Source organism: Buchnera aphidicola (Pemphigus obesinymphae) (genome assembly GCF_026122815.1).
Lineage (GTDB): Bacteria > Pseudomonadota > Gammaproteobacteria > Enterobacterales > Enterobacteriaceae > Buchnera_C > Buchnera_C aphidicola_BJ.
This window is the reverse complement of record NZ_JAIWQW010000116.1, coordinates 1-321: the sequence shown is the minus strand read 5'-3', so window position 1 is coordinate 321 and position 321 is coordinate 1. Positions and strand designations below refer to the sequence as shown.

Here is a 321-nt window from a genome sequence, read left to right as displayed (position 1 = left end):
GAGATGCTCGTAATACTTCTGAACCAAAACGAGCAACATCATGAACAGAAGTAAAAGCACTAACCATTTCTACATAACAACAAGATAAACCGAAGTTATAAGGCCATAACGAATTTTTTCTACCCCAATTTACTAAACTATGTAATACTTTTCTTAAAGTCCCCATATACACGTTTTTGTATACATGTTTTTCGAAAGGATTAGAAACTACTTTTTGATCCTGTTCAGGATATTTTTTACCTTTACGATTAATATTTATGCGAGTTAAAGTATAATCCATGTTAATCCTGTATCTATATTTTGTTAAATTAAAAACCCAAT

Annotated in this window: 1 pseudogene; it reads right to left on the bottom strand. The window is 29.9% G+C overall.

Features of this window, described 5'->3' with window-relative positions:
- A pseudogene (locus tag LDP10_RS03370) lies at positions 1–280 on the bottom strand (NADH-quinone oxidoreductase subunit B); the annotation flags it as partial.
- Positions 281–321 lie beyond the last annotated feature (41 nt).